The sequence below is a fragment of the Citreimonas sp. genome (assembly GCF_042096055.1).
GTDB lineage: Bacteria > Pseudomonadota > Alphaproteobacteria > Rhodobacterales > Rhodobacteraceae > Citreimonas.
Map to the genome: position 1 here is coordinate 7,783 of NZ_JBELMH010000037.1, position 18,256 is coordinate 26,038.

The 18,256-nt window shown below is 68.6% G+C and carries 18 protein-coding genes and 1 pseudogene; 3 read left to right on the plus strand and 16 right to left on the minus strand.

Annotation, left to right across the window (positions count from 1 at the left end):
* A partial coding sequence (locus ACFDTC_RS09980) for an ATP-binding protein (protein WP_375258731.1) occupies positions 1–1,233 on the plus strand: 1,233 nt, incomplete at its 5' end.
* A 70-nt stretch (positions 1,234–1,303) separates the two neighbouring features.
* On the opposite strand, the gene ACFDTC_RS09985 is transcribed toward ACFDTC_RS09980, so the two are convergent.
* From ACFDTC_RS09985 to ACFDTC_RS10040, 12 genes are all read right to left on the minus strand, one after another.
* A complete protein-coding gene (locus tag ACFDTC_RS09985) occupies positions 1,304–1,564 on the minus strand; it encodes a hypothetical protein (protein ID WP_375258732.1) in 261 nt (86 codons plus the stop codon).
* A gap of 91 nt (positions 1,565–1,655) precedes the next feature.
* The gene (locus ACFDTC_RS09990) at positions 1,656–1,862 is read right to left on the minus strand and encodes a cold-shock protein (protein ID WP_375258733.1); all 207 of its coding nucleotides are present in this window, start codon (positions 1,860–1,862) and stop codon (positions 1,656–1,658) included.
* 202 nt (positions 1,863–2,064) lie between these two features.
* Positions 2,065–2,988 carry a methylenetetrahydrofolate reductase gene (locus ACFDTC_RS09995; protein ID WP_375258734.1) on the minus strand — a complete coding sequence of 308 codons (924 nt, stop codon included), beginning with the start codon at positions 2,986–2,988 and terminating at the stop codon, positions 2,065–2,067.
* An 11-nt stretch (positions 2,989–2,999) separates the two neighbouring features.
* On the minus strand, positions 3,000–3,953 hold the full coding sequence (locus tag ACFDTC_RS10000; protein ID WP_375258735.1) for a VOC family protein: 954 nt from the start codon (positions 3,951–3,953) through the stop codon (positions 3,000–3,002).
* A gap of 8 nt (positions 3,954–3,961) precedes the next feature.
* Positions 3,962–5,266, minus strand: a complete 1,305-nt coding sequence (locus ACFDTC_RS10005; RefSeq protein ID WP_375258736.1) for a TRAP transporter large permease — start codon at positions 5,264–5,266, stop codon at positions 3,962–3,964.
* Complete coding sequence (locus ACFDTC_RS10010) at positions 5,263–5,790, minus strand: TRAP transporter small permease (protein WP_375258737.1); 528 nt, start codon at positions 5,788–5,790, stop codon at positions 5,263–5,265. The genes ACFDTC_RS10005 and ACFDTC_RS10010 overlap by 4 nt, the downstream gene beginning before the upstream one ends.
* A gap of 12 nt (positions 5,791–5,802) precedes the next feature.
* Positions 5,803–6,780: a TRAP transporter substrate-binding protein gene (locus tag ACFDTC_RS10015; RefSeq protein WP_375258738.1), complete on the minus strand. Its 978-nt coding sequence runs from the start codon at positions 6,778–6,780 to the stop codon at positions 5,803–5,805.
* Positions 6,781–6,886: 106 nt separating this feature from the next.
* A complete protein-coding gene (locus ACFDTC_RS10020) occupies positions 6,887–8,269 on the minus strand; it encodes an aminomethyl transferase family protein (RefSeq protein ID WP_375258739.1) in 1,383 nt (460 codons plus the stop codon).
* Between the two features lie 46 nt (positions 8,270–8,315).
* A complete protein-coding gene (locus ACFDTC_RS10025; protein WP_375258740.1) occupies positions 8,316–9,044 on the minus strand; it encodes a GntR family transcriptional regulator in 729 nt (242 codons plus the stop codon).
* A 188-nt stretch (positions 9,045–9,232) separates the two neighbouring features.
* Positions 9,233–10,036 (minus strand): lytic transglycosylase domain-containing protein, encoded by an 804-nt coding sequence (locus ACFDTC_RS10030; protein ID WP_375258752.1) that lies wholly within the window; start codon positions 10,034–10,036, stop codon positions 9,233–9,235.
* A 155-nt stretch (positions 10,037–10,191) separates the two neighbouring features.
* Positions 10,192–10,551 carry a response regulator gene (locus tag ACFDTC_RS10035; RefSeq protein ID WP_375258741.1) on the minus strand — a complete coding sequence of 120 codons (360 nt, stop codon included), beginning with the start codon at positions 10,549–10,551 and terminating at the stop codon, positions 10,192–10,194.
* Entirely contained in the window at positions 10,520–13,993 is a 3,474-nt protein-coding gene (locus tag ACFDTC_RS10040; protein ID WP_375258742.1) for a chemotaxis protein CheB, read from the minus strand. Before ACFDTC_RS10040 ends, ACFDTC_RS10035 begins: the two co-directional genes overlap by 32 nt.
* A 77-nt stretch (positions 13,994–14,070) precedes the next feature.
* On the opposite strand from ACFDTC_RS10040, the gene ACFDTC_RS10045 reads away from it, so the two are divergent.
* Positions 14,071–14,604 (plus strand): PAS domain-containing protein, encoded by a 534-nt coding sequence (locus ACFDTC_RS10045; RefSeq protein ID WP_375258743.1) that lies wholly within the window; start codon positions 14,071–14,073, stop codon positions 14,602–14,604.
* A gap of 13 nt (positions 14,605–14,617) precedes the next feature.
* Here the strand turns inward: ACFDTC_RS10045 and ACFDTC_RS10050 are convergent, their stop codons facing one another.
* From ACFDTC_RS10050 to ACFDTC_RS10065, 4 genes are read right to left on the minus strand one after another with little or no spacing between them, the layout of a single operon-like run.
* Positions 14,618–15,802: a VWA domain-containing protein gene (locus ACFDTC_RS10050; protein ID WP_375258744.1), complete on the minus strand. Its 1,185-nt coding sequence runs from the start codon at positions 15,800–15,802 to the stop codon at positions 14,618–14,620.
* Positions 15,803–15,846: 44 nt separating this feature from the next.
* Positions 15,847–16,011, minus strand: coding sequence for an apolipoprotein acyltransferase (locus tag ACFDTC_RS10055; RefSeq protein ID WP_375258745.1), 165 nt, complete (start codon positions 16,009–16,011; stop codon positions 15,847–15,849).
* Complete coding sequence (locus ACFDTC_RS10060; RefSeq protein WP_375258746.1) at positions 16,008–17,396, minus strand: DUF2927 domain-containing protein; 1,389 nt, start codon at positions 17,394–17,396, stop codon at positions 16,008–16,010. Before ACFDTC_RS10060 ends, ACFDTC_RS10055 begins: the two co-directional genes overlap by 4 nt.
* A complete protein-coding gene (locus tag ACFDTC_RS10065; protein ID WP_375258747.1) occupies positions 17,393–17,851 on the minus strand; it encodes a GNAT family N-acetyltransferase in 459 nt (152 codons plus the stop codon). The genes ACFDTC_RS10060 and ACFDTC_RS10065 overlap by 4 nt, the downstream gene beginning before the upstream one ends.
* Before the next feature lie 166 nt (positions 17,852–18,017).
* Here ACFDTC_RS10065 and ACFDTC_RS10070 point away from each other — a divergent pair.
* Positions 18,018–18,256: pseudogene (locus tag ACFDTC_RS10070) on the plus strand (DNA alkylation response protein); the annotation flags it as partial.

The following is an 18,256-nucleotide window of genomic DNA, read 5'->3' on the forward strand; positions in this document are numbered from 1 at the left end:
CAGCGCGACGCGCGCGCCGCGGCGCTCGACCGGGCGCAGGCGGCGTTCGACGCGCGGTTGGACGGCCTCTGGTGTGCGGACCTGACTGCCGAGGACGTGCTTGGCAAGGTGGACGAAATGGCGGACCTGGCCGACCGGCACGCAGCCGCGATCGCGCTCGACCGCAGGCTGGGGGCGCTGCAGGCGGCGTTGGACACTTTCGATATGCGCGCCGCGCCGCTACGGGCGGCCCTGAGCCTCGACGAGAACAGCTCGGTCGATGCGGTGCTGGCCGCCGCGCGCCGGCGCGCCGAGGCGGCGCGCGAGACCGAACGAGCCATCGCGCGCGCGCGGCAGGACGACGAGGCCCTGCAGACCGAGATCGCGGACCAGTCCCGCCTCGGGGCCGAGGCCGAGACTGCGCTCGCGAACCTGTTCAAGGAGCAGGCGGTCGGCCCGGGCGATGATCCGGTCGCCGCGATCCGGCACCTGCAAGAGCGCGACGCACTGAGGGCGAAACGCCACGACCTGGCCACGCGCCACGCGGCGCTGGCCGAAGGCTGGGCGCCGGACGCGCTGGCGCGCGAAGAGCGCGACGACGACCCGATGCGCACCGCGGCCTTGCGCGATGCGCTGGCCGAAGCCGAGACGGCGCGCGACGACGCACTGGTAAGGCGCGGCGAGGCGCGCAAGGCGCTGGAAACCGCGCAGGGCGCGGCGGGCGGCGTCGATCACGCGCAGGATCGCGCCGCGCTGCTGGAGAACCTCCGCGCCGAAGCCTATCGCGCCGCCGAGACGCGGATCGGCCTGATGGCCGCCGCCGGTGCCATGCGCCGGTTGCGCGAAGAGCGGCGCGGCTCGATGCTGGACGCAACGCAGGCGGCCTTCGTGCGCATGACCGGGGGTGAGTGGCAGCGGCTCGAGACGCGGCCCGTGGGCGCGCACGAACGGTTGGTCGGGCTGCGTGATGGTGCGGCGGTGGGCGCGGACGCCATGTCCACGGGGACGCGCGCGCAGCTGTACCTGGCCCTGCGCGTGGCGGGGCACGCGGATTTTGTCGCGCGCAACGGGCCGCTGCCCTTCGTGACCGACGATGTGCTGGAAACGTTCGACGATACCCGCGCGCGTGCGACGCTGGCGCTGATGGCCGAGATGGGGCGGCGGGGGCAGGCGATCATGTTCACGCATCACCGCCACCTGGTGGCGCTGGCGCAGGCCGAGATTCCCGATCTGCGCGTGCTCGAACTGAACTGAGTGGGCAATATGCGCGGCGTCGCCCGGATCGAGGGGGCGTTCCCGGCGCAAGGCGCCTCCGGTAAACCGGCTACTTGGGCGTTTCGGTCTTGCCGCGCTTCGCAGGCTTGCGGGCCTTGGATTTCTTGGCCGCGTCGCCCTTGGCGGGCTTTTCGTCCGGTGCGGTCTCGGTGCCTTCGCGCTCAAGACGCGCGGCGCGCAGGGCGGCGGTCTTGGCATCGCGGGCCGCGCCTTCGTCGCGAATGATCTCGCGTGCGGCACGGTCGGTTGCGTCGGCTTTCGATTCCTGGCGCGTCGGGCGCTGTGGCGTCGGCGGGCCTTCTGGCATCATGATATCGCCTCGTGGTGGGGTGCGGCGCAGGGCGCGCGGCCCGGTCCGCGGGGGGTGCGGGACGGCGTTGCCGCCATCCCGCGAAGTTCGGTCAGGCCAGCGCCAGGTTGGCGGCGCTCTCGCGGTTGTCGCGGCCCTGCTCGATGTCGTAGGTCACCTTCTGCCCGTCGGCCAGGCCGGTCATGCCGGCGCGCTCGACTGCGGAAATGTGCACGAAGACGTCGCGGCCGCCCGACTCGGGCTCGATGAAGCCGAAGCCTTTGGTGGGGTTGAACCATTTCACGGTGCCAGTGGCCATATCCGTGTTCTCCTGTTTCTGTCGCTGCCCGCGATATGCGGCAGCCCGGCAAAGTCAGTCTGGATCGAGCAACTGAGCCGGTTGAACGGAAGCAGCAGAGCGAAAAAGATAACGATAGCACGCCCTACATGCGCCTAAATCCTTGTCGGCACAAGCCTCTCGGCGAAATAAAGATTTTCGCGCGCGACCGATCGCCGACCCGTCACGGCCGGGCGTTCGGCTGACGCGTCGTGCCCGACGCCTCGTCCGCGATGCGTGCCGCGTAGTCCGCGGCAGCCTTGATGCCGCCCAGCGGAAAGACGTGGATGCCGGCGATGTCGCTGGTCCGGTTGCGCGCTAGATCGCCCAGCACGTCCGTCGGCTCGAACGGGGCGACGAGGCGGGTGACGTCCTTGGCGCGCTTCTGCAGCACCGACAGCGAGGGGCCGACGCCGCAGGCCACGGCGAATTTCAGCAGCGTCTGCAGCTTGGCGGGGCCGGCGACGCCGACATGCACGGGCAGGGTGACGCCGGCGGCCCGCAGGCGCGCGATCCAGTCGAAGACCGGCTGGGCCTCGAACACGAACTGGGTGACCATGGCCATGTCGGCGTCGGTACGCTCGGCGAAGGCCTGCTTCCAGGTCGCGGCGTCGTCCACCAGCCGGGTCGAGCCATCGAGGTCGATGTCGCGGTTGCCTTCGGGGTGGCCGGCGACGTGCAGGCGCTTCATCCCGTGCTTGTCGAACAGCCCGGTTTCCAGCAGCTGCATCGAGCTTTCGAAGTCGCCGACCGGCTCGCGCGAGCCGCCCGCCAGCACCAGCGCCTGGTCGACGCCGGCCTCGGATGCGTAGCGGTTCAGCCAGTCGTCCAGCGTGGCACGATCCGCCACCAGCCGGGCGGGGATGTGCGGCATGACCGGAAAACCATCATCGGCCAGCCGCTTGGCTGTGCCCACCATGTCGGCAATCTCGGTGCCCTCGATATGGGCGATGTAGACGCGCGTGCCCTCGGGCAGCAGGGCGCGGAAATCCTCGACCTTGGCGGCGGTGCGCGGCATCACCTCGATCGAATATCCCTGCAGCAGGTCGGCGATGCCGTCCCTGGGACGCGCGGGTTTCTTGCAGAACGGAAAGCGCAGGATGGCCATGGAAGTGTCTCCTAGTCTGCGGGCGGGGTGCCGTGTGTGTGGAACGTCTCGATGGTCTTGAGGCCCCAGGCCTGGCCGCGCTTGCGCTCGGCCTCGGTCCAGGTGACGGTTTCCCAGTCGGGGTCGAGGATCAGCCGCGCGCCGGCATTGGCCAGCTCGACGCGGTTACCGGCGGGCTCCCACACATACAGGAAAAAGGTGCCCTGGATCGCGTGCTTGTGCGGCCCGGTTTCGATGTGCACGCCGTTTTCCAGGAAGATATCGGCGGCGCGCAGGATATCCTCGCGCTGGTCGGTGGCGTAGGTGACGTGGTGCAGCCGACCGTCGCCACGGCCGTGTTCCTCGGTGCAGGCCAGATCGTAGGTCTTGTTGTTGACGGTGAACCAGCAACCGCCCAGCCGGCCGTTGTCCAGCCTGATCTGCTCGGTCACGCGGCTGCCGAGGCAGGTGATCATGAAGTCGCGGAATTCGGTCACGTCCGAGGCCAGCAGGTTCAGGTGATCGAGCCTGCGCGGGCTGACGCCCTGCGCGTGGAAGCGGCTGGCCATGTTCTTGAGGGCAGGGCGGTCGTCCTCGGGCGGCGCATACTTGACCGTGTCCCAGTAAAGCTCGAACACGTGGCCGAACGGGTCCTCGAAGCGAAAGGCGCGGCCGTGGCCCGCATCGCCGTCGACCCAGCCATGCGTCTTGTAGCCCGACGCCTCGATCGCCGTCACGCGACGGTCCAGCGCCTCGGGCGACACGACGCGATAGCCGATATGCCCCACGCCGGTGGTGTGGTGGCGGGTCAGCTTCAGCGAGTGGTATTCGTAATCGTCCCAGGCCCGCAGGTAAGCGCTGTCGCCGTCGCGCCCCGAGACCTTCAGCCCGTAGACGCGAGTGAAGAAGTCGAGGCTTTCGTCGAAGCGGTCGGTGTAGACCTCGACATGGCCAAGATGGGCTGTGTCCTGGACGGGGTCGGTCATGCGGCGCCTCAGTTCATCATAGTGTCGGGCAGGATCAGCGAGATCTGCGGGAAGGCGATCAGGATCGCCAGCGTCACCAGCATGGCGCACCAGAAGGGCAGCACGCCACGGAAAATCGTCCCCAGCTCGACATTCGGGGCGACGGATTTGACGATGAAGACGTTGATCCCCACCGGCGGCGAAATCAGCCCCATCTCGAGCGTCAGGACCACCAGCACGCCGAACCAGATCGGGTCGATGCCCAGCTGCACGATCACCGGGAAGAAGATCGGCAGGGTCAGCACCAGCATGGCGAACCCTTCCAGGAAGCAGCCCAGAACCAGGTAGACCAGCAGGATCACCACAAGCGTGCCCAGCGTGTTGAGGTTCAGCGCGGCCAGCGCCTCGCCCACGACGGTGGGGATGTGCGACAACGCCAGGAACGGGTTGATCAGGTGCGCCGCGATCAGGATCAGCATGACCGTGGCGGTGGTCACGATGCTGTCGCGCGACGCGATCCACAGCGCCTTTGCGCCCAGCCGCCCGGTCGCGAAACCGTAGAGCACGACCGCGCCCGCGCCGACGCCCGCCGCCTCGGTCGGCGAGAAGAAGCCGCCGTAGATGCCGCCGATGGTCAGCACGATGACCACCAGGATCGGCAGTGCGCCGGTCAGCGCGCGCAGCTTTTCGGATGAATCCGTCTTGGGGCCCTTGGGGCCGAAGGCCGGGCGCAGCCAGCACAGCAGGGTGATGGTCAGCACGAAGCACGACAGCAGTAGGATGCCGGGCAGCACGCCCGCCAGGAACAGGCGGCCGATGCTTTGCTCGGTCAGGATCGCGTAGATCACGAAACCGGTCGAGGGCGGGATCAGGATGCCCAGCGTGCCGCCCGCGGCGACCACGCCGGTGGACAGGCGCGGGTCGTAGGCGAAGCGGTCCATCTCGGCCAGCGAGACCTTGCCCATCGTCAGCGCAGACGCCACCGACGAGCCCGACAGCGCCGCGAAGCCGCCGCAGCCGATCACCGTGGCCGAGGCGAGTCCGCCGCGCACCTGCCCGATGATGGCATAGGCCGCGTCGTAGAGCTGCCGGCTCATGCCGGTGACGCTGGCGACGTTGCCCATCAGGATGAACAGCGGGATGATCACCAGTTCGGGGTTCGAGGCGAGCGTGAACGTCTCGGACGCCAGCAGCGAGGTGGCCGCGTTCCAGCCGTTCAGGATCCAGATGCCGACGAAGCCCACCAGGAACATCGCGAAGGCCACCGGCACCCGCACGATGAGAAGCACCAGCAGGATGACGATGCCGGTCACGCCGATCGCGCCGATGCTCACGCGGTGTCCTCCTTCAGGGCGTCCTCGATCCGCGAGCCGGCCTCGTGGCGCACGTCGCGGCTCGACAGGGTCAGCTCGATCGCGCGCAGGGCCATGCCCAGTGCCGTCACGACCGACAGAATGGAAAGCGCCCACTGGAACCACGCCTTGGGCCAGCCCAGCAGGTTCGTGGACAGGTTCAGCATCTGGCTGAGTTGCGCGCTCTGCCAGACCGCCCAGGCGATCATCGCGAAGATCACCGCGCCCAGCAGCGCCGCACCGATGTCGATCGCGCGGTTCATCAGCGGCGGGTAGTGGCGCTCCAGCACGTCGACGGCGATGTGCCCGCCGCCGCGGTCGCACAGCGCCATGCCGCCGAAGACGACGATCACCAGCGTCATGGTCACCACGTCCTGGCTGCCGAAGAGCGGATGGCCGAAGGCCCGGCCGACGACGTCGACCAGGATCACCCCGACCTCGAGCATCAGCCCGATCACGCCGAGGGTTGCGGACAGGCCGATGAGCCCGTCCGCGCCTTTTCGCAAAGTGCCGAGCACTTATTCGCCCCGCATCGCCGCCATGGCGTCTTCGCCGCCGACCTCGGCGACATAGCTGTCGACCACCGTCTCGACCGCGTCGGCAAAGGCCTGGGCCTCGTCCTCGGACAGGTCGATCACGGTGTTGTCGCCGGCCTCACGCGCCGCCTGGAGGGCGGCGTCGGCCGTGGCGTTCCACGCGTCCTCGGCCGATTTGGACAGCTCCGTGCCCGATGCCGCGTCCAGCGCCGCGCGCTGGTCCTCGGGGAGCGCGTCGTACTTCGACTGCGTCATCACGGTGTAGAAGGCCAGCCGGCCCAGGTTCGCGCCGATCGTGTAGCTGTTGGCGACCTCGTCCAGCTTGAAGTCCGACAGGGTCGACGCGCCGGTGATCACGCCGTCGATGAGGCCGGTCTGCAGCGCGTTGTACACCTGGTTGATCGGCATCTGCACCGGGGTGGCGCCCAGCGCCTCGGCCACGTCGGCGGCGGTTGCGCCGGCGACGCGCACCTTTAGGCCGGCGAGGTCCTCGGGCGTGCGGATGTCGTGGTCCTTCATGATGAAGATGTTGGGCTCGGACGTCCAAAGCGCCAGCGGCTTGGTGCCCGGAAACTCCGAGGCGAGGTGGTCGTCATAGGCGGCCCATAGCGCCTCGTAGCCGGGGGTCTCCAGCGGGATGGCGTTGGGCAGTTCGGCGATCATGGTCTTGGGGAACTGCGACGAGGTGTATCCCGGCAGGCCCCAGGCCATGTCGGCGGCCCCCTGGACCACGCGCACGTACTGCTCGGCCGGGCCTGCGCCCAGCTCGCCGCCGTGGTAGCCGCGCACGGTCAGAGCGCCGTCGGTCGCGGCCGAGACCTTCTCGCCCAGCGGTTCGATCACTGACGCATTGATCGTGTGGAACGGCGGGGTGAAGTTGGCGAATTTCAGCTCTTCGGCGCTTGCGGCCGTCGCTGACAGGGCCAAGGCGGCGCCTGCGAAGACATGGTGCAGTTTCATGGGTCTCCTCCCAAAGTATCCCGGTGATCCGGCGGGGGCGTGATCGCCCGCCGCCGTAGTGCCTCGGCGCGGCCGGCCATCGGGCACGGCCGCACCGGTGGCGGCGTCAGGCCGTGGCCTTGGTCCGCCAGCTGTCTGCGTAGTTCTCGCGGGCCTCGCGGGCGTAGGGCGTGGGCGCTACGCGCACGCGGATCTCGGCCTGACGGTGCTTCTCGGCCGAGGTCTTCTGCGTGTCGTCCGGCTCGCCCCACTTCATGGTCAGCACGTCGCCTTCCTGGACGCTCTGGTCCACGACGCCGAGGCTGAGCATGCAGCGTTCGTTGTAGCTGTAGCCGTTGAACATGGACATGCCCACCATCTTGTCGCCGTTCATCACCATGTCGGCCGAGGACGAGGCGTAGTTCGGCTGCGGAAAATCGATCCACTTGTAGGGAACACCGTCCTCGAACCCGCTGGCAATCACTTTCAGCACGTCCTCGCGGTTCCACTCGAACGTGACCTTCTTGCGGTTGGGCGCGTCCTTCAGTTTGGTCAGCGCGTCCTTGCCGATGAAGTCGTCCTTCTTCCAGCCGATGTAGAAGCCGTAGCCCAACTCGAACGGGTTCACGTAGTAGTTCGAGATGTCGTCGGTGACGTAGCTGCCGCCGATCGTGCCGGCCGCCTCGTAGCTGTCGGCGCCCAGCCAGTCGCGGTATTCCTGCATCATGCCGTCGCCGGTGTAGATCCCCGGCAGGGGCGACGGGATCCAGCCCGACTCGAGCGTGTTGGTCGAATAGGCGCGGCTGCCCACCTGGCGCAGGTCGACCCCGAGGTCGCGCGCGGCCTGCAGGATGGTCGATTCGACGTAGTGCTTGTCCGCGTAGGGACCCCAGATCTCGAGGCCCGGCGCACCGGCCATGCCGTGACGCAGCGCCTGCACGCGGCGGTTGCCGACGTTGATCCAGTCGACGTGGAAGAACTTCACGTCCGGCACCGGGCCGCCGTTGATCTTCTCGAAGATCTTCGGGGCGTCGGGGCCCTGGATCTGGTAGCGGTAGTGCGTGCGCAAAACCCGCTCGCCGTCGGGCCGCGAGGGCGAGCGCGGGTCGTGCAGCAGGCGCACCTTCCACTTGCCGATCGCGGCCTGGAACTTGGTCCAGTTGGCGGTGGGCGCGCGGCCGACCAGGATGAACTTGTCCTCGCGCTCGCGGAAGATGATCATGTCGCCGATCACGTGGCCGGCGGGCGTCACCGGCACGAAGTGCTTGGCGCGGTTGGTGTCGAAGTTGTGGAAGCCGTTGATTCCGACATGCGCGAGGAACGCCTCGGCGTCGGGACCCTCGACGATCAGCTCGTCCATGTGGTGGGACTGGTCGAACAGGACCGCGCTGTCGCGCCAGGCGCGCTGTTCGTCGCGCCAGTTGGTGAACTCGGGCGCGACGACGGGGTAGACGTACATCCCGATCTTCGAGTTGCGCAGCATCTGCACCGGGTTGGGGTGCTTGCTCATCACGTCGGACAGGCTAGGCATTCGCTTGTTTCTCCTCCAGCTGAATTCAGGTCTCGACCAGCGCCAGGCCCGGCACGCGTTCGGCCAGGTCGGGCGCCTGTGTCATCACGTATTCGAGGTTTGTGCGCGCCAGGCGCGCGTGTTCGCGGGCCAGCGCCTCGGCCCGGGCGCCCTCGCGGGCGCGGATCGCGTCATGGATGGCACGGTGCTGCACCTGCGCGCGGCGCAGGCTGTCGCGGAAATCGGGTATCAGGTCCTGCCCCTGCAGGAACGCGCCCGGCGAGGCGGCGGGCAGGCGGCGGGCGCGCGCGACCTCGCGGGCGACGATCTGCGACCCGGCCATCTCGGCCAGCATGTCGTGGAAGGCGCCGTTCAGCCGGACATAAGCCTTGAAGTCGAAATGGTCGGGATCGACCGCGGCGTCGAGCGTGCCCAGCAGGTCGTCCATCGCCTGCAGCTGCTCGGGATCTGCACCGCGTTCCGCCGCAAGGCGCGCCGCGGTGCCTTCCAGCACGCCGCGCAGCTCGATCGCGGCGACGATCTCGTCCATGGAAAAGCGCGCGACGCGGCAGCCGCCGGTCTCGACGCGCTCCAGAAGACCTTCGTCGACGAGGCGATCCATCGCCTGGCGCACGGGCGTGCGCGACAGGCCCAGCCGGTCCGCGACGTTGGTTTCGGCAAGGCGCTCGCCGCCGGAGAAGGCCCCGTTGAGCACGAGCGAGCGCAGCCCCATCAAGGCCCGCGTGAATTGCGCGTTACGCTCCGTGCGGTCCAAGAATCGCACCCTCCATTCCCCAAGGGGAACTCTAGCGTTGTATACAGTGACCGGTCAATCGGAGAGATTTGCCGCCGATCACGGCGTTTTGGACGGATATTGTATACCGTCGTGGGCGCAGACACGCCTAACGAAAATGGCGCAGGGCCTCGCGGGCGCTGCGCCATTCCGGGTCGTCTTGGGCGGGTTTACTGGTCGATGCGCTGCGCGGCCCGCGCGATCGCTTCCTGATAGACGGTCGCCGCGTTCCATTCGTTCAGCACGCGGAAGTTCGGCTGGCCGGGCATGTACCCGGCGCCCGGCTGCCAGCCCTTCTGGCGCAGGAAATTCGCCGTCGATGCCAGCGCGTCGGCCGGGTTGTAGAAGTTCACCGTGCCGTTGCCGTCCGCATCGACGCCGTAGGCCAGCGCGTTGCCAGGCAGGAACTGGGTGTGACCAAGCTCGCCGTGGTAGGCGCCCAGCTGGTCGGGGGCCAGCATGCCGCGATCGACCATCTTCAGCGCGGCCAGCGCGTGGGGCGTGAAGAAGTCCGAGCGGCGGCAATCGTAGGCGACGGTCAGGATCGACGAGACCACGGGCTCGGACCCCATGGTGCGGCCGAAGCCGGTTTCCATCCCGTGGATCGACACGAGGATCGAAGCCGGCACGCCGAAGCGCCGCTCGAGCGAGTCGAAGAAGCCGGCGTTGCGCGCAATGCGCTGCTCGGCCTGCGCGGCGAACGAGTCGAGCGAGCCGAGGCGGATGCGGATGAAGTCGTTCAGCGAGTACTTCACGCCAGTCTGGTTGCGGTCGGCGTTGATCGTCTTCTGCGAGTACCGCGCCTGCGACAGCGCCTGCAGGCCGCGCTGGCCAACCCCGGCGGCCCGGGCTTCCTGCGCGAACTCGGCCTTCCAGGGCTCGAACCCGGACGAGGTGTTGCCGCAAGAAGCGGCCAGTGCCGGGCCGGACAGGGTTGCGAGGCTGGCGAGGAAGGCGGTGATCGCGACGCGCATGAGGGTCATTCCATCTTGTTGGACGAGGTTCGCAACGCCAACGCGCGCGCGGCGTCCGCGTTCCACCCTGTCGCCCCGGCGCCGGGGGGCGCACACGCAAAGCCGCCCGCGCGGACGCGGGCGGGCAGGGCGGTCGAACCGAGACGATGCCGCGGTCAGCGACCGAAATGCGGGGCCAGTTCCTCGGCGCGGAAGGGCTTCTCGACGATGGGATAATGGGTAATCCCGTCGAATTCGCCGCTGGCGTAGCCGGTGCAGAACACCACCTGCGCGCCCTCTGCCGAGAGCTGCTGCGCAAGTTCGGTCGTGGTCTCGCCGCGGCCGAGGTTCACATCCAGCAGGGCGTGTGTGAAGTGCTGCTGGGCGACCAGCCGTTTCGCGGCGTCCAGCGTGTGCGCAAGCGTCACGTCGAAGCCGAAGGTCTCGCGCAGCGTTTCGGCGGTTTCAAGGCTGATGATCACCTCGTCCTCGACGTATAGCAGCTTAGACTTGGAAGAGGTCGAAGAGGTCGTCATTCTTGTTTTCTATCACCGCGTTGACTGGAACCTTCATTACGCATTCTAGGCCGTCCGGGTTCCACGTCCATGTCACATTTCCTTCAAGCGAGCCCTCGATCGTCGACCGGATCAGGGACGAGCCGAAGCCCCCGTCATCCGGCGGTTGAACCTTGGGACCGCCACGCTCGCGCCAGGTGAAGACGTACTCGTCATGTTCGCCATCGTCCTGTCTCATCCACGTTAACGAGACAGACCCGTTCTGGTTCGAGAACGCCCCATATTTCGCGGCATTGGTTGCCAATTCGTGAACGGCCATGCCGAAGGACAGCACCGCGCGCGAATTCAGGTTGATCTCGGGGCCGCGCAGGGTGACCCGCTCTTCGCCGTAGATCGCCGTCAGTTCGGGTTCCAGGATGGCGCGCAGCGGCGCGGACACCCAGTTCGAGCGCGTCAGCAGGTTGTGCGTGCCCGCCAGCGCCTTGATCCGCTTGGCGAGGTCCTCCATCAGCCCCGCATCGGCGGTCGCCGCGCGCTGCGTTCGGTTGACCAGCGCCAATACGTTGGCCAGCATGTTCTTCACTCGGTGCTGCAGCTCGTGCATCACCCGGCGCAGCTCCTGCGCGGTGCGCACCTGGTCGGTCACGTCCCGCACGTTCAGGCCGACGGCCTCGACGGCATTGCCGCCGAAGCGCACCGGGTACCAGTCTGTGTCCCAGACGCGCTCTTCCTCGTCGCCGGCGGTGTATCCCTGCACGCGCATACCCTCGATCGGTTCACCGGTATCGAGCACGCTCTGCGCTGCGGCGACCACCTGCTCGGCCAGCGCGGGGACGATGTCGGCCAGACGCTTGCCGATATGCGCCTCGGCCGGGGCGCCGTTGATCCGGGCCAGGACGCGGTTGATGCGCAGGTAGCGAAGGTCACGGTCGAGCAGGGCCATGGCCTGCGGGGTGACGTGGTACAGCGACTCGATTTCGACCGCGCTGCGCTGTGCCTCTTCGGCGCTGCGTTCCGCGGACAGGGCGAGATCGCGCAGCTCGGTCACGTCGACCATGGTGAAGACGACGCCGTTGCTGTCGGTGCCGTCGGCGCGGTAGGGCACGATGCGCACCCGGAAGCTGATTGCGCCGTCGTCGGTATCCAGGCCCTCCTCGATCACCTCGCCGGTCTCGATCACCTGGGCGCACATCTGCCGCAGCTGGTCGACATCGACGATGCCGCCGAAATCGCTGAAGGGCCGACCGATATCGGCCTCGTTGAAGGGGAAGATCCCGCGCGCCTTGGGCGTGAAGCGGCGGATGCGCAGGTCGGTGTCGAGGAAGACCGTGGCGATCTGCGCGCTGTCGATGAAGCCGGCGAGGTCCGCGTTGATCTTGCGGATCTCGAGGATCTTCGAGTTCAGCTCGTCGTTCGTGGTCGACAGCTCCTCGTTCGAGGATTGCAGCTCCTCGTTCATCGACATCATTTCCTCGTTCGAGGATTTCAGCTCCTCGTTCGAGGTCTCCAGCTCTTCGACCGTGGTGCGGATCGTCTGGCGGGCGTCGTCCAGCTCGAGCTCGAGCTCGCGCACGTAGGCGGACGACGGCCCTTCGCCGTCAGAGGCGACGGGATCGGCCGGACCGGTGCGGTCCAGGTGGTCACGCAGGACGATGATCTGCTGGTCGTTGGGCAGCACCCGGCGGGTGATCTCCAGCCGCATGGGCTCGCCGTCGATCTCGCCCTCGAAGGCGCGGGTGACGCCCTCGTTGCCGGCGCGCATCGACATCACGCGCCGCAGCAGCGGCTCGATCTCGGGGCGGGCGATGCGGGTGATCATCAGCTCGGGCATGCCCGGCTTCATCTGCAGGTAGCGCACTGCGTTCTCGGACGCGTAGAGCAGTTCGCCCGCGGGGCTGAGATGCAGGAAAGGCGGCGCGAAATCGCGCAGCATCGTCTCGGCGAAGGGCTGCGACAGAAGGTCCGTGGCCACGTGCAGATCCGTGCCGCGCGGCATGTCGGCGCGGCCGCGGGCGGGCGACGGCAGGTCCAGCTTGACCGAGGGCCCCGGCTTGCGCCGGAAGACGCGGTTGGTGCGGTCCACCTCGGTGAACATGTCCTCGCCGCGCGGCAGGCTTTCGGAGGAGCCCAGCACCAGCAGCCCGTTCTCGCGCAGCGCATACTGGAAGATCTTGTGCGCCTGCTGCTGCAGCGGCGCGTCGAAGTAGATCAGCAGGTTGCGGCACGAGATCATGTCGATCCGCGCGAACGGCGGATCGCGCATCAGGCTCTGGTTCGAGAACCGCACCACGTCGCGCAGCTTGCTCGACACCTCGTAGCCGCCTTGCCGCGAACGGAAGTACTTCAGCAGCAGGTCCTCGGGGACCTCGTCGGCGATCGCGTTGGGATAGCGGCCCTGCCGCGCGATGCGCAGCGCGTCCTCGTCGATGTCGGACCCGAAGATCGAGATCTGCGGCGCCACCTCCATCCGCTCGAGCGCTTCGAGCGCGAGGATCCCCAGTGTGTAGACCTCCTGCCCGGTCGAGCAACCGGGCACCCAGATGCGGAATTCTTCCTTGTGGCCGCGTCCCTGCAGAAGCTTCGGCAGGTGCGTACGCCCGATCGCGTCGAAGACCTGGCGATCGCGGAAGAAGCTGGTGACGTTGATCAGGATGTCGCGCACCAGGCGCCGCGCCTCGTCGGGAGATTCGACGATACGCTTGACGTAGGCGCCGGGGTCCGAGATGCCCAGCACCGACATCCGCACCGCCAGCCGCCGGTGCAGCGTGCCGGTCTTGTAGCCCGAGAAGTCGTGCCCGGTCCGGTAGCGCACGTGCTTGGTGACGCGGGCCAGGAACTCGTCGTTGGACATGACGGTGCTCTCGACCGAGGGCAGCGTCTCGAAGCAGTCCTGCAGCGCCGACACCATCTCGCGCGCGGGCAGCACGAGGTCGCTGACGCCGCTGTCGATCGCCGCGCGCGGCATGCCGTCGTACTTGGCGTCGCCCGGTTCCTGCACGAAGACGAAGCCGCCGCGCTCCTTGATGGCGGTGATTCCGGCCGTCCCGTCCGAGCCGGTGCCCGACAGGATGATGCCCACGGCGTTCGTGCCCTGCTGCTTCGCCAGGCTGTCGAAGAAATCGTCGATGGGCCGGCGGCGCCCGCGCGGCATCTCGAACGGCCCCGGCACCAGCTTGTCGCCCTCGACCAGCAGCGACTGCCCGGGTGCAATGAGGTACGCGTGCCCGCCCTCGATCTGCATCGGCTCGGTCACGGTCACGACGGGCGTCTTCGTGCGCTTGCTCAGCAGCTCGGCCAGCAGGCTGTCGTGGTCCGGGTCGAGGTGCTGGACGATCGCGATGGCGAAGTTGTGTTCGTCGGGCAGGGACGACAGCACCTCCTGCAGCGCTTCGAGGCCACCGGCCGAAGCGCCGATACCGATCACCGGCGGTTTCGAGGAGGGGCGTTGGTCGACTGTCGTCATCTTTCGATTTGTCCGGGACTGCTCGTGTTGGTAGTTACCTACACGCACCGAAACGCAGCGAAAAGGCGGTTTGCAGGATGAAGGATCTGGACCAGGCCATCGGCTTCCTGCAGCGCAGCTCGGTCGCGATCGCGATTTCGGACGCGGAACTTCCCGACCTGCCGCTGATCTACGCGAACCCCGCCTTCGAGAAGCTGACGGGTTATGCCGAGAGCGACGTGAACGGGCGCAACTGCCGCTTCCTGCAGGGCGATCACGTGAACGAGGAGGCGCGCGAGACGCTGCGCGACGCGCTGGCCGCCGGCCGGCCGGCGCAGGTGGTGCTGCGCAACCGAACGCGCGGCGGCTTCGATTTCGACAACCTGCTTTTCATCGAACCGCTGCGCTCGGGGCGCGGCGAGCTGCGCTATTTCGTCGGCTCGCAGTTCGACGTCTCGCGACTTTTTGATCTCGAGCGGCGGACGGTCGAACATGCCGGCGCGCTGCAGCGCGAGCTCGACCGCCTGCAGCACGTGAACCGCGCGCTGATCCACGAGAATCACGGCCAGCTCGCCCGCTCGGCCACGCAGGTCCTGCAGCAATGGATGCGCCGCGCCGAAAGCCGGATGTAACCCGCCGCGTGCCTCAGCGCGCCAGCATCCGGATGCCGCGGTCCAGCCCGTCCAGCGTCATCGGCACCATCCTGTCGTCGAAGATCTCGCGGATCATGCCGATCGACTGGGTGTAGCTCCAGTCCTTCTCGGGGACCGGGTTGATCCACAGGTGGTCGGGCCATTGGGTGCGGGCGCGTTCCAGCCAGGTCTGCCCGGCCTCTGCGTTCCAGTGCTCGTTGGCGCCGCCGGGATGGGCGATCTCGTACGGGCTCATGCTGGCGTCGCCGACGAAGATGCACTTGTAGTCCGGCCCGTAGGTGTTGAGCACCTCCCAGGTTGGCGTCTGCGCGTCCCAGCGGCGGCGGTTGTCGCGCCATACGCCTTCGTACAGGCAGTTGTGGAAATACCAGTGTTCCAGATTCCTGAACTCGGCGCGGGCGGCGCTGAACAGCTCCTCGACCACGCGGATGTGGTCGTCCATCGACCCGCCGATGTCGAAGAACAGCAGCACCTTCACGGCGTTGCGCCGCTCGGGGCGCGTCTTGACGTCGAGGTACCCGTTGTGCGCGGTCGAGCGGATCGTGCCGTCGAGATCCAGTTCCTCGGCCGCGCCGTCGCGGGCCCACCGGCGCAGACGTTTCAGCGCCACCTTGATGTTGCGCGTGCCCAGCTCGACGCTGTCATCGAGGTCGCGGAACTCGCGCTTGTCCCAGACCTTCACGGCGCGGCGGTGGCGGCTTTTATCCTGCCCGATCCGCACGCCTTCGGGGTTGTAGCCGTAGGCGCCGAAGGGCGAGGTGCCGGCCGTGCCGATCCACTTGCTGCCCCCCTGGTGGCGCGCCTGCTGCTCCTCGAGCCGCTGCTTGAGCGTCTCCATCAGCTTGTCGAACCCGCCCAGCGCCTCGATCTCGGCCTTCTCGGCATCGCTGAGGTGCTTCTCGGCCAGCTTGTGCAGCCAGTCCTCGGGCAGGTCGACCGCGTCCAGCACGTCGCCCGCACTGATCGCCTCGAGGCCCGAGAACGTCTGCGCGAAGGCGCGGTCGAAGCGGTCGATGTGACGCTCGTCCTTCACCATCGCCGTGCGCGCGAGGTAGTAGAAGGCGTCGACGTCATAGGTCGCCAGCCCCGCCGCCATCCCGTCGAGGAAGGCGAGGTATTCGCGCAAGGATACCGGCACGCCGGTCTTGCGGAGGGTCTCGAAGAAGGGAACGAACATGGGCGCAGCCTAGGCGCGCGCGGCGCCGGCGGCAATGGCGCGGCTTACAGCATGCGCTCGATGATGATGGTGACGATGAAGCCCAGCAGCCCGAAGGCGATCGCGTAGACCACCGCGTATTGCGCGATGTCCGCCCCGTTGCCCTTGCGCCGGCGCGCGGTGAGACCGCCGGCGATCGCGCCGACGACGACGCCCAACAAAATGATCATGACGCGTTCCTGCGGTTGCGGTCCTGCGGGGGCAGCGCGCCGATCTCGCGAAGCTTGGCGCGGACCGCCCAGTCCGGGCCGAAGCCGTAGCGCGCCCAGCCGAGGCTGTCCAGCCGCACCGCCCGCGCCTCGGACACGCGGCCCGTCATTTCGAGCGCTTCGGCCCGCAGCAGCAGCAGGGTCGCCAGCAGGGCGGCGTTCTCGACCTCGGCGGCGATGGCCAGGTGCGGCGTCAGCAAGGCCAACGCGGCCTCGCCGTCGCCGCGCGCCAGCTCGTGTCCGGCCAGCTGTGCCGCGGCATAGGCGCGGTGCAGCGCGGTCTCGGGCCCGCCGCCGAAATGCCGCATCGCCAGGACGAACTGCCGCTGCGCGCCCGCGGGATCGGTCCGCTGGATCAGCCGGCCGAGGGCGAAATGCGCGAATCCCCGGCGGTGATCGGTCCAGCCGGCACCAATGGCGATGCGCACTGCGTCGCGCGCGGCGCGGCGGCGGGCGACGGGGCCCGCTCCGGGCCCGAGCGCGCGCTGGATCGCGTCGATCCAGGCCCGCGGCGTGTCGGGCAGCGCGCGCGGGGCGACACCTTCGCCGCGCGGGTTCAGCCGCGCCAGGATCGCCGGCACCCGCGCCGCGGCCTCTGCGCGCGTCATGCCGTTCGACAGCCCGGCATCGTGGTAGACACGCAGGATCAGCATGTCGTAGCCGGTCAGCACGGCGTGGAAATTGTCGTCGTTGAAGACGCTGTCGGGCAGCCGGTAGAGGTCGTTGAGCGGCCCGATCGCCTGGGCCAGCTCCTCGTGCAGGCAATCGCGCGCCTCCTGCGGGCTGGCATCGGCGGGCAGGAAGATCGCCAGCCTTTCGCGTCTCTGGAGTCGCGACCAGCGCGTGCGCTCGGCCCCGCGGACGCGGAAATACTCTTCCAGAGAGCTGATGTTCGGCACCACGAAGCACGCGGCCTCGGGCAGGGCTGCGCGGATGTCGTCGCGGCGCACCGCCTGGATCGTGATCTGCGCGGCGGATCCGCGCGTCTGGCGGATGTCGATTCCGGCCTCGGCCCGCAGGCGCGCGAGCAGGCGGCTCAGGTCGGTCTGGATCGACGGCGAGGACGCGCCTGTCAGGCGCACGGTGATCGGCCCCTCGAACCGCGTCATGCGCGGCAGCGGGTTGCCCGATTCCAGCGCGAAGGACAGGTCGAGGAAATCGCGCGCGATGTCGACGTTCGATGCGGTCGAGGCGCGGGGGCGCGGGGCGGTGAAGCTTTTCATCGCCGGCAGCGCGGGGGCGACCGCGCGCGGGCCCGCGCGGCTGGCGAACTCTCCGGCCGGGGTCTGCGCGCAGGCACCCAGCGCGACGGCGGCGAGCACCGCCAGGATCCGCGCGCCGGTCATGGGTGCTGGTACTTGATGAACGGCGTGAGGCGCGCGACCTTGTCGTAGAGCGCGCGGGCGGTATGGTTGAAATCCTGCGTCATCCAGTAGACCTGCGGCGATCCGGCCTGCCCGGCCCGGTCGTAGACCGCCTCGATCAGCGCGCGGGCGACGCCGCGGCCGCGCGCCTCGGGCGCGGTGAACAGGTCCTGCAGGTAGCACACGTCCTCGACCCGCCAGCAATGGCGGTGGAAGATGTAGTGCACCAGCCCCACTGGCCGGCCGTCGATTTCGGCCACCAGCGCGTTCATCGCCGGCTCGGCGGGGTCGAGCAGGCGGGCGAAGGTCGCGTCCTTCACCGTCTCGTCCAGCACCGTCTCGTAGAAGGCGAGGTAGTCGGTCCAGAGCGCGCGCCACGCGGCGGCATCCTGCGGCGTCAGCGGGCGAACGATCGGTGCGGCGGCGGGCTGGGTCATGGGCGTGTCCTTTGGCTGAGGCTCAGCCTAGGCCATCCGCGCAATCGGCGCGACGGGCGCGTGCGCATTCCGGCGGCGGCGCGGCGCGGGGGCCACGGTTCTTTCGCTACGTCGCGCGTGCGGTGCGGCGCGCGGCTGCGCTAGGCTGTCCGCAGGAGGGCCCGCCATGCGACCGCAGGACAGATTCGACACCCACGAGGTCACGAACCAGCCCGGACCGCCGCCGCTGCGCGACGCCTGGGCCGAGGACGTGGCCTTGCGCGAGGCGGTCACGGCGGCCGGCGGACAGGCGCGGCCGCTGGCGGAGTATGGCGCCGCGCTCGCCCGGCCCGACCTGGCCGAGGCCGCCCGCGCCGCCGAGGCGAACCCGCCGCAGCACCTCGCCTTCGACCGCGCCGGGCGGCG